The sequence below is a fragment of the Streptomyces sp. NPDC048370 genome, from assembly GCF_043200825.1.
Classification (GTDB): Bacteria; Actinomycetota; Actinomycetes; order Streptomycetales; family Streptomycetaceae; genus Streptomyces.
In genome coordinates, this window is sequence record NZ_JBICYI010000006.1 from 1 (window position 1) to 13139 (window position 13139).

Annotated in this window: 11 protein-coding genes and 2 rRNA genes; 4 read left to right on the top strand and 9 right to left on the bottom strand. The window is 71.6% G+C overall.

Translation table 11 applies throughout. The features are described 5' to 3' along the window. Together ACGFYP_RS14955 and rrf are read left to right on the top strand one after the other, a co-directional pair. Positions 1 to 94 (top strand): 23S ribosomal RNA (locus ACGFYP_RS14955); the annotation flags it as partial. 74 nt (positions 95 to 168) lie between these two features. Then, positions 169 to 285, top strand: a 5S ribosomal RNA gene (gene rrf, locus ACGFYP_RS14960). An 84-nt stretch (positions 286 to 369) separates the two neighbouring features. Here rrf and ACGFYP_RS14965 read toward each other — a convergent pair. The 4 genes from ACGFYP_RS14965 to ACGFYP_RS14980 are packed head-to-tail and all read right to left on the bottom strand — an operon-like array spanning position 370 to position 3980. Next, the gene (locus tag ACGFYP_RS14965; RefSeq protein ID WP_393492366.1) at positions 370 to 1047 is read right to left on the bottom strand and encodes a response regulator; all 678 of its coding nucleotides are present in this window, start codon (positions 1045 to 1047) and stop codon (positions 370 to 372) included. After that, on the bottom strand, positions 1044 to 2282 hold the full coding sequence (locus ACGFYP_RS14970) for a sensor histidine kinase (RefSeq protein WP_393492369.1): 1239 nt from the start codon (positions 2280 to 2282) through the stop codon (positions 1044 to 1046). The genes ACGFYP_RS14965 and ACGFYP_RS14970 overlap by 4 nt, the downstream gene beginning before the upstream one ends. A gap of 10 nt (positions 2283 to 2292) precedes the next feature. Further along, on the bottom strand, positions 2293 to 3063 hold the full coding sequence (locus tag ACGFYP_RS14975) for an ABC transporter permease (protein ID WP_393492373.1): 771 nt from the start codon (positions 3061 to 3063) through the stop codon (positions 2293 to 2295). Beyond that, a complete protein-coding gene (locus tag ACGFYP_RS14980; RefSeq protein ID WP_393492376.1) occupies positions 3060 to 3980 on the bottom strand; it encodes an ABC transporter ATP-binding protein in 921 nt (306 codons plus the stop codon). The genes ACGFYP_RS14975 and ACGFYP_RS14980 overlap by 4 nt, the downstream gene beginning before the upstream one ends. Before the next feature lie 187 nt (positions 3981 to 4167). Here ACGFYP_RS14980 and ACGFYP_RS14985 point away from each other — a divergent pair, with 187 nt between their 5' ends. Together ACGFYP_RS14985 and ACGFYP_RS14990 are read left to right on the top strand one after the other, a co-directional pair. Continuing rightward, on the top strand, positions 4168 to 4728 hold the full coding sequence (locus ACGFYP_RS14985) for a GNAT family N-acetyltransferase (RefSeq protein WP_393492381.1): 561 nt from the start codon (positions 4168 to 4170) through the stop codon (positions 4726 to 4728). An 88-nt stretch (positions 4729 to 4816) separates the two neighbouring features. Further along, positions 4817 to 6367, top strand: a complete 1551-nt coding sequence (locus ACGFYP_RS14990; RefSeq protein ID WP_393492384.1) for a serine/threonine-protein kinase — start codon at positions 4817 to 4819, stop codon at positions 6365 to 6367. 49 nt (positions 6368 to 6416) lie between these two features. On the opposite strand, the gene ACGFYP_RS14995 is transcribed toward ACGFYP_RS14990, so the two are convergent. From ACGFYP_RS14995 to ACGFYP_RS15015, 5 genes are read right to left on the bottom strand one after another with little or no spacing between them, the layout of a single operon-like run. Further along, positions 6417 to 7925, bottom strand: coding sequence for a type VI secretion protein (locus tag ACGFYP_RS14995; RefSeq protein ID WP_393492389.1), 1509 nt, complete (start codon positions 7923 to 7925; stop codon positions 6417 to 6419). 1 nt (position 7926) lies between these two features. After that, positions 7927 to 9342: an ATP-binding protein gene (locus ACGFYP_RS15000; RefSeq protein ID WP_361960294.1), complete on the bottom strand. Its 1416-nt coding sequence runs from the start codon at positions 9340 to 9342 to the stop codon at positions 7927 to 7929. A 55-nt stretch (positions 9343 to 9397) separates the two neighbouring features. Next, on the bottom strand, positions 9398 to 10951 hold the full coding sequence (locus tag ACGFYP_RS15005; protein ID WP_393492396.1) for an SCO6880 family protein: 1554 nt from the start codon (positions 10949 to 10951) through the stop codon (positions 9398 to 9400). Beyond that, on the bottom strand, positions 10948 to 12285 hold the full coding sequence (locus tag ACGFYP_RS15010) for a hypothetical protein (RefSeq protein WP_393492399.1): 1338 nt from the start codon (positions 12283 to 12285) through the stop codon (positions 10948 to 10950). The genes ACGFYP_RS15005 and ACGFYP_RS15010 overlap by 4 nt, the downstream gene beginning before the upstream one ends. Continuing rightward, the gene (locus ACGFYP_RS15015; RefSeq protein ID WP_393493449.1) at positions 12275 to 13102 is read right to left on the bottom strand and encodes a hypothetical protein; all 828 of its coding nucleotides are present in this window, start codon (positions 13100 to 13102) and stop codon (positions 12275 to 12277) included. The genes ACGFYP_RS15010 and ACGFYP_RS15015 overlap by 11 nt, the downstream gene beginning before the upstream one ends. Between the last annotated feature and the right edge of the window lie 37 nt (positions 13103 to 13139).

Here is a 13139-nt window from a genome sequence, read left to right on the forward strand (position 1 = left end):
AGGCTCCCAGTAGACGACTGGGTTGATAGGCCGGATGTGGAAGCCCAGTAATGGGTGGAGCTGACCGGTACTAATAGGCCGAGGGCTTGTCCTCAGTTGCTCGCGTCCACTGTGTTAGTTCTGAAGTAACGAACTGTGCCGATATCCGGTTGGTTAACTTCATAGTGTTTCGGTGGTCATAGCGTTAGGGAAACGCCCGGTTACATTCCGAACCCGGAAGCTAAGCCTTTCAGCGCCGATGGTACTGCAGGGGGGACCCTGTGGGAGAGTAGGACGCCGCCGAACAATCATTGTGGGAAAGCCCCGCACCTTCTGGTGCGGGGCTTTTCTGCGTTCCAGGGCCGTTTGTCTGTCGACCCCTCTGCCTCGTCACCGCTCCGGGGTCACCAGGCGGGTGTCGTACGCGAGGATCACCGCCTGGACGCGGTCGCGGGCGCCGGTCTTGGCGAGGATGCGGCTGATGTGGGTCTTCACCGTCGACTCGGCGAGGTGGAGGCGCTCGGCGATCTCCGTGTTCGTCCAGCCTTGGCCTATGACCGTGAGGATCTCGCGTTCCCGGTCCGTCAGCGGTGCCAGGCGGGCGTCCTCGTGAGTGGTGGGGCCGGCCGGGCCCGGTGTGGGCGGGAGGTGGTGGATGTACGCGTCCAGGAGGCGGCGGGTGAGGCTCGGGGCCACCACCGCGTCGCCGCTCGCCACCGCGCGGATGCCGGAGAGCAGCTCCTCCGGCTGGGCGTCCTTGACCAGGAAGCCGCTGGCGCCGGCGCGCAGCCCGTCGTAGGCGTACTCGTCGAGGTCGAAGGTGGTGACGATGAGGACGCGGGTGCGGGCGCCGGTGGCGACGATACGGCGCGTGGCCTCGATGCCGTCGAGGCCGGGCATCCTGATGTCCATCAGGACGACGTCCGGGCGGTGCCGGTCCACCAGGCGGATCGCCTCGGTGCCGTTCGGTGCCTCGCCGACGACCGTCATGTCGTCCTGGCTCTCCAACAGCATGCGGAATCCGAAGCGTTGCATGGCCTGGTCGTCCGCGATCAGCACCGTCGTCACGAGGGGGAGTCCTCCAGGGGGAGTCGGAGTCGTACGCGCCAGCCGCCTTCGGCGAGCGGGCCGGCTTCGAGTGTGCCGTCGTAGAGCTTGGCGCGCTCGCGCATTCCTGTGATGCCTTGGCCCCTTCCGGAGGGTTCCGGTGTGCGGCCGGTGTTCCGCACCTCCGCCGTCACCTCCTCCCGGGTGTACGCGAGGAGGACCGTCGACTCGGCGCCATCGCCCGCGTGCTTGAGGGTGTTCGTCAGGGCTTCCTGGACGACCCGGTAGACCGTCAGTTGGACGCCGGCGGGGAGTTCTTGGGTGTCGCCCGTCGATTCCAGGCGTACCGCGAGGCCCGCCTTCCGTACGCCGGTGATCAGGGCGCCGAGGTCGGCCAGGGTGGGTTGGGGGTCGCGTACCGCCTCGCCGCGCAGGAGGCGGCGGAGTTCGGCGAGGGCCTGGCGGCTCGTCGTGCCGATGGCGTCGAGGGCTTCGGCGGCGCGTTCGGGGTTCTTGGCCGCCGCGTACCGGCCGCCGTCGGCGAGGCCGGTGATGACGGAGAGGTTGTGGCCGATGATGTCGTGCATCTCGCGGGCGATCCGGTTGCGTTCGGCGGCGGCGGCGAGCTGCGCCTGCTGGTCGCGCTCCACTTCGAGGCGGCGGGCGCGGTCGACGAGGGCGGCGGTGTAGTCCTGGCGGGAGCGGACGGCGATGCCGAGGAGGGCGACCACCGCGTACGCCCAGAGGGTGGGGACGATGTGCTGGTCCCAACTGCCCTGGGGGAAGCGGACCGACCCTACGACCAGGGGTGGGGCGAGCAGGGCGAACGTCCACAGGAGCGCGCGCGGGGGGCGGCGGAGCGCGATGTGGAAGACCACGATCATCTGCAGGAGCCCGGCCTGGAGGAAGGCTCCGGTCCAGTTGCTGAGGAGCGCCGCGCACCCCATCACCGCGAGGGCGACCATGGGGTGGCGGCGGCGCCGGAGGAGGGGGAGGCTGAAGGCCAGGCTCATCGCTACGACCAGCCCGACCGGGACGGTCGGGTCCCGGGCGATGTTCCGCCAGCCGCCCGACGCGTCGACCAGGGCCGCCCCCGTCCAGACGGCGGTGAGCAGCCCGTCCCAGATCCTGGGGCGGCGCGTGTCGAAGGCCCGTACGCGCTGGGTCTGCCGCTGGATGTACCGGCTGAGCGGTTCCGTCGGGGAGTCGGGGTCGGGCAGGCGGGGGAGCCGGTCTTCGGTGTCCGTGGTGCTCACCCGCCCATCCTCATACGTCTCGTCGCTTCAGCGACAGGGCCGGGACGATCAGGGCCGCGGCCGCCCACAGGCACAGGGCGAGCAGCGCCGCGCCGGGGGAGGCGGCGTTCGGCAGCGGGTCGGCGGAGCCGAGGGCGCCGGCCGCCTGGGTGGGGAAGTACCGGATCGCCGTCTCCACGGCGTCGTACGGGAGCATCCCGAGGACCTCCGGCAGGATCATCACGCCGCCGATGAAGGCGCCGATGCCGCCGGGGACGGAGCGGAGCGCGGCGCCGAGGCCGAGGGCGAGGAGGCTGAGGAGCGTGATGCCGGCGGCGTTGCCCGCGATGGCGGCGAGGACGCCGTCGTCGGCGAGCGAGGCGGCCTGGTCGGTGTCGGAGAGGAAGAGCTGCGCCGTGAGGAAGGTGATCAGGGCGGTCACGAAGGAGACGGTGAGGACGACGGCGGTGAAGACGGTGGCCTTCGCCCACAGGACGGGGGTCCTGCGCGGTACGGCGGTGAGGGAGGCTCTGATGAGGCCGGTGGAGTACTCGCCCGCGGTGACCAGGATGCCGAGGACGGCGAGGCAGATGCCGCTGAGCTGGGAGCCGTAGAGGGTGAGGATGACGGTGTCGACGTCGGAGTCGCCGCCGTCGGAGGTGTAGGTGGCGCCCATGAGGATGCCGACGCCGAGGAGGAAGGCGACCGCGGCGAGGACGGTGATCCACGTGGAGCGGACCGTCCACAGCTTGTGCCATTCGGAGCGCAGGACGCGGGCCGGGGTGATAGCGGGAGTGCTCACTTGGTTGCTGCTCCTTGGTACTCGACCGAGTCGTGGGTGAGGTCCATGAACGCCTGCTCCAGGGAGGCGGACTGCGGGGTGAGTTCGTACAGCGGTACGCCGTGGCTGGCCGCCACGCGGCCGATGTCCGCCGCGTCGATGCCGGTGATGTGGAGGGTGTCGGGGGTCGCGGTGGGCTCGGGTTCGGTGGCGACGGCCGCTGCGGGGAGCAGGTCGCGGAGCCGGGACGGTTCCGGGGTGACGACCTTGACCGAGGCGCCGCCCGACTCCCGTACGAGCGCGTCGACGGTCGTGTCGGCGAGGAGGCGGCCCTTGCCGATGACGATCAGGTGGTCGGCGGTCAGGGCCATCTCGCTCATCAGGTGGGAGGAGACGAGGACCGTACGGCCTTCGGCGGCCAGGGACCTGAGGAGCGTACGGATCCACAGCACGCCCTCCGGGTCGAGGCCGTTCACGGGCTCGTCGAGGACGATCGTGCGTGGGTCGCCCAGGAGCGCGGCGGCGATGCCGAGGCGTTGGCCCATGCCGAGGGAGAAGCCCTTGACCCGGCGGCGGGCGACCTCGGTCAGGCCGGTCTGGTCGAGGACGTGCTCGACGCGGGAGCGGGGGATGCCGTGGGTGTGGGCGAGCGCCATGAGGTGGTGGTACGCCGAGCGGCCCGGGTGGAGCGAGCGGGCCTCCAGGAGCGCGCCGACCTGGGTGAGGGGCGCGGGGTGGGCGGCGTAGGCGCGGCCGTTGATCGTCGAGCGGCCGCCGGTGGGGGCGTCGAGGCCGAGGAGCATGCGGAGGGTGGTGGACTTTCCGGCGCCGTTGGGGCCGAGGAAGCCGGTGACGGTGCCGGGGTGGACGGTGAAGCTGAGGTCCTGGACGACTGTCCTGTCCCCGTACCGCTTGGTGAGTTCGTCAGCTCGGATCATGTCCACGACGCTACGGAGCGGGGGGCGGGGGATCGTCCGACCGTGGGCGGGGGTGTGGGGAGGGGCGTAGTACCGGGGTACGACGGGGTGTGGCGGGGTGCGACGGGGGTTCGGCGGGGTGCGATTCGACGACGTGCAACGGGAAAGCGGTTGTCGGGGGTGGTGGGCTGCGCCGAGGATCGGGGGCATGAGCTACTTGATTCGTACGATCCGCTCCGACGAGTGGGAGCGGGGCCGCGAGATCCGACTCGCCTCGCTCCAGGACCCGGTGGCGAAGATCGCCTTCCTCGACACGTACGAGGATGCCGTGAAGCGGCCGGATTCCTTCTGGCGGGAGCGGACCGAGGGCGCGTCCGAGAGCGGGACGAGCGTGCGGCAGTTCGTGGCGGAGGCCCCGGACGGGAGCTGGGCGGGCTCGATCACGCTGCTGGTGGAGCGGCCGTCCGACGAGGTGCGGTTCGGGGAGCCGGCGAAGGTCGACCAGACGCACATCGTGGGTGTGTACGTGCGGCCGGAGGCGCGGGGCACGGGGGTGATCGACGCGCTGTTCCGGGCGGGTGTGGAGTGGTCCTGGTCGCTGCCGGAACCGGTGATCCGGCGGGTGCGGCTGTACGTCCATGAGGACAACGCGCGGGCCGCCGCCTTCTACCGGCGGTTCGGGTTCGTGGCGACGGGGGAGCGGGTGCCGGTGCCGGGGGTCGACGGGGCGCGCGAGGTGGAGTACGAGGTGCTGCGTCCGGCGGGGTAGGTCCGGGGCTGGTTGCGGACGGCTGGTTGCGGACGGCCGGTTGCGGTCGGCCGGTTTCGGGCGGGCTGGTTCCGAGGGGCTGGTTCCGGTGGGCGGCACCTGGGATCCTGGAGGCTTCTGCGAACTCGGGGGAATCGTGCAGGAGTTGATGCCGGGCGATCCGGCTGCGATCGGTCCGTACCGGCTGACTGCGCGGCTCGGCGCGGGCGGGATGGGGCAGGTCTTCCTGGGCCATTCGGTCAGTGGGCGCCGGGTCGCCGTGAAGGTGGTGCGGCCCGAGCTGGCCGCGGATCCGGGGTTCCGGCTGCGGTTCCGGCGCGAGATCGACGCGGCCCGCACCGTGGGCGGCTTCTGGACGGCGCCGGTCGTGGACGCGGATCCGGAGGCCCCGGCGCCGTGGGTGGCCAGCGCGTACGTCGAGGCCCCTGACCTCGGGCAGCTCGTCCAGGACCAGGGGCCCTTGGGCGAGGCGGTGTTGCGCGGCCTGGCCGCGGGGCTCGCGGAGGCCCTGGAGGCGATCCACCGGGCCGGTCTCGTGCACCGGGACCTGAAGCCTTCGAACGTCCTCGTCACCGGGGACGGGCCCCGGGTCATCGACTTCGGCATCTCCAAGGCCCTGGAGGGCGGGATGACGCTGACCGGGACCGGACTCGTGGTCGGCACCCCGGGGTTCATGTCGCCGGAACAGGCGACGGGGGCGCGCGTGGGGGCGCCGAGTGACATCTTCTCGCTGGGTGCGGTCCTCGCCTTCGCGGCGACGGGCGACGGGCCGTTCGGGGTCGGCAGCGTACCGGCGTTGCTGTACCGCGTGGTGCACGACGTTCCCCGGCTCGATGGTGTTCCGGACGGGATACGGGGCGTGGTGGCGCGGTGCCTGGAGAAGCGGGCGGAGGCGCGGCCGACGGCGGGTCAGCTCCTCGCCCTGCTGGGCGAGGTGGCGGTGGACGGTGTCGCGCCTACGGCTGTCATGACCGAGGTGGATGGGGTGCGGCCGGCCCTGCCGCCGGCCCTGCCGCCGACCCCGCCTCCGGCCCTGCCTCCGACCGTGCCGCCGACCCTGCCTCCGGCCGCGTCGGCGCCCGCCGCGCGCGGGCGCGCCGGACAGGTCGACGACGGTGATCCGCAGGCGGTGGTGAAGGCCGCCACGTACACACGGACCGTGAAGAACCGGCTGCTTCTCGCCGCGTCGCCGCTGATCCTCGGCTTCGCGGTCCTCGCCGCCACGGCTGGGGGCACCTTGGCCGGGGGCCTCGCCGGTGCGGTGTCGGCGCTGGGCGCCGTGGCGCTCGGGTCGCGGCGGGAGCTTCGGGAGGCCCAGGTACGGGTGGACGGGCGGAGGCTGGTGCTGGTCCGTGACGGGGTGCGCTGGAGCGAGGCTTGGGACCGGATCGACTTCGTCACCCTTGTTCCCCGGGGCGGTTCGGCGCACGAGTGGTCCGTGCTCGTCGTCGCGCGCGGTGGCGGTGGCCGGCCGGTGCCGCCGGCCCTGAAGGGCGGGGCGGAGGCGGGCTCGGTCCGGCTCGACCTGCGGTTCTCCGACGCGAGCCAGGCACGGACGCGGATCCTGCGGCTCCATCTCGCGCTGGAGCAGTTCGCCGAGGCGGTCTACGAGGCGGACCGGGCGGTCCTGACCCGCTGAACGCGCCCGTCGGACCGGCCGACCTGCTCCGCAACTCCCGTACCGGCGGCTACGGCGTGAGGAGCTGCTTCTCCCAGCGGGCTCGGGCCTGTTCCTGGGAGCGGAGGAGGACCAGGGTCGGCAGGCCGATGTCCTGGCCGCAGGCGAGCAGGTCCGGCAGTTGGGGGAGCGGGGCCACGGCGGCGGCGTCGTCGAGGACGAGCGTCAGTGGTGGGTCGAGCCGACCGTCGGATGACCGTGCGGCCATGCGGCGGCCGTGCTCGACCACGCTTGCGGTGAGGGCGGTGAGCAGAGGCATCGCGCCGGGGCGGGTGCGCGGGTCCTCGATCGGTTCACCGACCACATAGAGCGTGCCCCCTTCGGCGACGAAAGATTCCAGCGTGAGCGAATCAGTTCGATTCGGGGTGCAGGCGTCCCTGATGTGGATCGAGGAGAGCGCGGAGAGCGCCCGCGCGGTCAACTCCTGGGCGATCTCGCGCCGTTCCGGGTGAGCGGTGAGTGCGGACTCCAGGAGGCCGGCGTGCCCGGAGGCGGCCTTGGGATGCGTACGGAGGATGCGTACGGGTTCGTGGGCGCCGGTGCCCTGGGCCCAGCGGTGGACCTGCTTGAAGGGGCGGTCGTCCAGGGCGGCGGCGTGCAGCCAGCAGCGCAGGAGCGTTTCGGCGGTGTCGGCGACGGCCGCGTCCAGGCGGGACGGCGGGCGTACGGGGGCGAGGAGGGCGCTCGCCCGTTCCTGGGCCCTGGCCGGGTCCTCGCAGCCGGCGGACGGGGACCAGTGGAGGCGGGCGGGGGTGTCGCAGAGGTGACCGGGGTCGTAGACGAGGACGGGCCCGAGCTTGCCGCGCGCGTCCTTGGTCTCGGCCCAGACGGTGGGGTCGGAGGTGACGACGAGGACGGGGCCCTCGGCGTCCTGGAGGGCCTGCAGGGCGGCGGGTCGGCGTGTGGCGGGGGTGCCGTAGACGACGGAGCCGGGCGCCGCCGGAGCCTGAGCGGGCGTGGCCACGGCTGCGGCCACGGCCTGCTCCAGGGGCTTCCGGGAGGCGGGCGGTTGGTCGGAGGGCGGCACGGTCACGGCCACAGGTGACGGCTCCGGCGCGGGGACGGAGGCCTGCTCCGTGACCTCCGTACGTGCCGGGCGCTTCGTGGACTCGACCTCGGCCGCGGACTCCCTCGCCCCCGCCCCGTACACGCCCTCGCGCCTGCCCGCCCGTACCGCTCTCCAGCGCGCCAGCGTCCCCACCGCGAACACCGTGAGCACCACGAGCACCATCAGCTCACCGATGAGCAGGCCCCAGAACAGCCCGTACCCCGACAGTGCGTCCGCCGGGGTGTCCGGCCAGGCGGCCGCCAGGTCCTGGGGGTTGCCGATCAGGGCGCGGACGGCCATGGGGGTGCGCTTGAAGGTGACCCCGTCCGGCCAGGCGCCCTTCGCCAGCAGGGCGGCCAGGCCGGTCGCGGTCCATACGAGCACCGTCAGGCCGAGGACGAAGCCGACGAGGGCGACCACGAGGCCGTCGGGGATGCCGCCCTGCTGTCGTTCCCGTGCGTCTTTCCGCATCTCACGCCACCCCGGAACGGGAGGGGTCGTTCAGTTGCTGCTCGATCAGGGAGGCCCGCTGCTCCGCCTCCCACTCCGCGGCCTGGAGGTCGTCCGGCAGGGCGTGTTCCGGAAGCGAGGACTCCGTCATGGCGCGGTCGGTGTAGACGAGCGGCCGCTCCCTCTCGGTGATGAGGTGTTTGACCACCTGCACATTGCCGTTGACGTCCCAGACGGCGATGCCGGGGGTGAGGGTCGGGATGATCTCGACCGCCCAGCGTGGCAGGCCGAGCACCCGTCCCGTCGCCCTCGCCTCGTCGGCTTTCTGGGCATAAATGGTGCGGGTGGAGGCCATCTTGAGGATCGCCGCGGCCTCCCGGGCCGCCGCGCCGTCGACGACGTCCGAGAGGTGGTGGACGACGGCGACGAAGGACAGGCCGAGTCGGCGGCCGAACTTGAGCAGCCGCTGGAACAGCTGCGCCACGAACGGGCTGTTGATGATGTGCCAGGCCTCCTCGACGAGGAAGATGCGCTTCTTCCGGTCGGGGCGGATCCAGGTGTGCTCCAGCCACACGCCGACGATCGCCATGAGGATGGGCATGGCGATGGAGTTGCGGTCGATGTGGGACAGGTCGAAGACGATGAGCGGCGCGTCGAGGTCGATGCCGACGGTGGTCGGCCCGTCGAACATGCCGCGCAGGTCGCCGTCGACCAGCCGGTCCAGGACGAGCGCGACGTCCAGACCCCAGGCGCGTACGTCGTCTATGTCGACGTTCATCGCCTCCGCCGACTCCGCCTCCGGGTGCCGGAGCTGCTCGACGATGTCGGTCAGGATGGGCTGGCGGTCGGTGATGTGCTCGTTGACGTACGCGTGGGCGACCTTGAGCGCGAAGCCGGAGCGCTCGTCGAGGCCGTGCCCCATCGCGACCTCGATGATCGTACGGAGCAGGGCGAGCTGGCCTGTCGTGGTGATCGACGGGTCGAGCGGGTTGAGCCGGATGCCGGCGTCGACGGCGACCATCGGGTCGAGGCGGATGGGGGTTATCCCCAGCTCCTGCGCGATGAGGTTCCATTCGCCGACGCCGTCCTCGCCCTGGGCGTCGAGGACGACGACCTGGCGGTCGCGGAAGCGCAACTGCCGTAGGACGTACGTCTTCTCCAGCGCGGACTTGCCGTTGCCGGACTCGCCGAGGACCAGCCAGTGGGGGGCCGGGAGCTGCTGGCCGTACAGCTGGAAGGGGTCGTAGATGTAGCCCTTGCCGCTGTAGACCTCGCGGCCGATGATCACGCCGGAGTCGCCGAGGCCGGGGGCGGCCGTCGGGAGGTAGACGGCCTGGGCCTGGCCGGTCGACGTGCGGACGGGCAGGCGGGTCGTCTCCACCTTCCCGAAGAGGAAGGAGGTGAACGCTTCTGTGAGGGCGGAGAGTGGATCTCGCATGTGCACGGGCCCCTTAGCGGCTGGCGTGGCGTGGCTGGCGGCTAGTGGCGGGTGGCTAGCGGCGGATGCCGGTCGCGAACGGCAGGGTGTTCACAAAGGCCCGGTGGTGCTCGCGGTCGCACCATTCGAGCTTGAGGTACGACTTGCCGGCGGAGGCCCTGATCGTGCGCTTGTCCCTGGCCAGGGCTTCGGGGGAGCGCGATGACACTGTGATGTACCCGACGAGGTTGACCCCCGCCGCGCCGCTGGCGAGATCTTCACCCCGCTGGTCGAGCCGGCCGTGCGCGGCGATGTCGCGCGGGTCGACCGTGCGGTTCATCTTGGCCTGGCGGGAGGCCTCGGCCTCGTCGTTGGTCTTCTCGGTGAGCATGCGCTCGATGGCGACCTCGGTGGGTTCGAGGTCCATCGTCACCGCGACCGTACGGATCACGTCGGGGGTGTGGACGAGGAGCGGGGCGAGGAAGTTGACGCCGACGGGGGTCATCGGCCACTCCTTCACCCAGGCGGTGGCGTGGCACCAGGGGGCGCGGGTGGAGGACTCGCGGGTCTTGGCCTGGAGGTAGGTGGGCTCCATGGCGTCCAGTTCGGCGGGCCAAGCGTTTCGTTTCGTCATGGCCTGGATGTGGTCGATGGGGTGGTCCGGGTCGTACATGGAGTGCACGAGGGAGGCGGCCCTGGACTGGCCGAGGGGCTGCCGTACGCGGATGTCGGCCTCGGCGAGGCGGGCGCAGATGTCGGTGAGCTCGCGGGCCATGACGACGGCGAGGCCGGCGTCGCGGTCGAGCTTGCGGGCGCCGGAGGTGTGGCGGGCGGCGCGGGCCATGGCGTTGGCCTCGGCGGCGAGTTCGCGGGTGTAGTGCATGCACGCGACGAGGTAGGCGCGGTGCTGCTCGCTGGAGGTGGAGACCATCGACTGGAGCTGCTCGTACGAGTCCTGGAGCCAGCCGGGGGACTGCGGGTCGCCGCGCTGGGCGACGTCCTTGGCGTGGGCGTCGGGGTCGGCGGGGAGGGTACGGGCGAGCATCTGGAGGCGGGTGACGAAGCCGTCTCCGTTGGCGACGTGCTTGAGGAGCGTGCCGAAACGGTCCACCAGCGCTTCCTGGTCCTCGCTGTCGCGCAGGCCGACGCCGGGGCCCTCGATCTCGATGGCGGCGGTGACGGTGCGGCGGTCGGCGTGGAGGAGGACGGCGATCTCGTCGGGGCCGAAGGGCGCGGAGAGCCAGTTGATGCGGCCGATGCCCGGGGGCGGGCCGATCTCGACCTCGCGGCCGTCGAAGCGGGTGCCGGCCTCGGCGGCGGCGGAGCGGTAGGCGGTGCCGCGCTTGAGGGACCGCTTGTAGCTGCGGTTGATTTCGAACCATTTGTAGAAGGTGCGGTGCTTGTACGGCACGTACACGGCGGCGAGCGCGAGGACGGGGAAGCCGACGAGCAGCGCGATCCGCAGGGTGAGGGCGGGGACGAGGAGTCCGCTCATCATGCCGAGGAACGCGCCGGCGATGATGAGGGCGATCTCGCCGGTCTCGCGGTTCTTGCCGACGATCGCGTTCGGCCGGGCACGGCCGATGAGATACGTACGGCGGGGCGTGACCGGCTGGGACTGGGTCGTCAACGCCCTCCACCTCCTGTGCTTCCTGTGTTCCTGCGGTTGCTGTGCGGGGTGCCTGCGGTGGGGCTGCTGCTACGCGGCGGGGGTGCGGCGGAGGGGACAGGTCCGCCGCCGCCCCCGGCGTTCCCGGCGCTGCCGCGGCTGCTGTGCGCGGCGACTCCGCCGGAGAGCGGGTTGGCGGGGCGCGGGGCGCTGCCGCTGTTCTGGTTTCCGCCGCCTCCGCCGTCGCGGGTGCTGTGGGTCTTGATGCCCTGGGAGACGAGGGAGGCGGGGGAGGAGAGGACGGCCGCGGCGGCGTTCTCGCCGGCGCGGTGGACGCGGTTGTTGCGGGAGGCGACGATCTCGTCGCCGAAGCCGGGGACGAAGCGGTAGATCATCGCGGAGGCGAAGATGGCGAGCAGGATGATCGCGAGGCCGGAGACGACGGCGGAGAAGGAGTCGGGGCCGGTCCCGGAGGAGAGCGCGCCGGCGAGGCCGAGGACGATGACGATGACCGGCTTGACCAGGATGATCGCGATCATGATCCCGGCCCAGCGGCGGACGTGGCCCCACATGTTCTTGTCGACGAGGCCGGAGTAGACGACGACGCCGAGGAGGGCGCCGACGTAGAGCATGACGGCGCGCAGGAAGAGTTCGAGGTAGAGGACGCCGGCGGCGAGGATGCTGACGAGGGAGACGATGATCAGCATGATCGGCCCGCCGCCGATCTGGTCGCCCTTCTGCAGGGCCTCCTTGAAGCTGCCGAAGAAGACGTCGGTCTGCTGACCGGTGCCGGCGGCGATGACCTCGGTGACGGCGTCGGTGGCGTTGACGACGGTGTAGAGGATCAGCGGGGTGAAGGCGGAGGCGAGGACGGTCAGCCAGAGGAAGCCGATGGCCTCGGAGATTGCGGTGGTGAGGGGGACGCCTCGGATGGCTCGCTTGGCGACGGCGAGGAGCCAGAGGAGGAGGGTGAGGAAGGTGGCGGCGGCGAAGACGATGGCGTAGCGGCCGAGGAACTCGAGGTTGGTGAAGTCGACGTCGGCGGTCTCTTTGACGGCGCCGGAGAGCTTGTCGATGATCGTGACGGCGGCGTCGGCGCAGCCGCGAGCGAGCGAGGCGAGGGGGTCGAGGGCGGCGGTGGGGTCGGGGGCGGTGCGGCCGCCGGTGCCGGCGCTTTGACCGTTTTCGCAGTAGTCGCGGGCGGGGCCGACGATGAGGTCGCACTGCTCCTTGGTGGGCGGCGTCGGCGTGGGCGTCGGGGCCGCGTAGGCGCGGGAGGCCAGCAGCACGGCTGCACTCTGGAGGGTGGCCAGCAGGGCGGCCACGCGCAGCGAGGGACGGGACCTAGCGGGCATACGTGAAGCCTCCGTACTCCTCGACGGCCTTGGCGATCGCGTCGGCGTCGGAGGCGGTCCGGTCGGTGTTGACCGGGGCCGGCCCTTCCTTCTGCGAGAAGCTCTCCACCTTCCAGTCGTTGTCGGCCCAGCGGAGAGCAAGGGTCATGGTGAACCAGTCGTTCGTCACAGGGTTGGTGGAGCTGACTCCGGCCGTGCCGAAGACACCGGTGCACCAGACCTCGACCGTCGCGGCGCTGTCGGAGAACTGCGTGACCTTGGTGCCGACCGGCGCCGTGCGCGACACGTAGGTCATCCCGGCTGCGGCGTTGCCGTTCTCGTCGAGGCCCAGCTTGTCGAGGAACTCCCGGCTGTACGCTTTGTCGAAGCTGGTTTCGAGTTCGGCGACCTTGTCCTGGACGAACAGCTGCCTGACGATCTCGCTGCGGCGATCCGGCTTCAGGATGTCGGCCGAGACGAGCGCCACCGAGAAGTTGGCCGCCGCACTCTGCGCCCCCTGCTCGTCCCGTGCGAACCCCGTCGGGATCGTGCCGTTCTTGCCTGGGACCGGGCGGACGCCCGTGGCGGCTGTGGGGGCCTTCTGGCCCGAGGGGTTGGTGGAGCCCGAGGTGTTGTCCGTGTCCTGGGTGCCGTCGCCTCTGTTCGCGAAGGCGATCGCGGCGATCAGGAGGACCACCACGCCGACCGCCGTGATCAGCGAGCGTGAGCCGCGTGGGCGGCGCGGGGACGTGTACGGGTCGCCCGTGCCGCCCTCGGGGAGGCGCGTGCGGGTCTGGCCCGAGCCGCCGAAGCCGTCGTTGTCGTCGCCGAGGCTCATGGCAAGCACGCCCTCTCAACCGTGTGGTGACTGGACA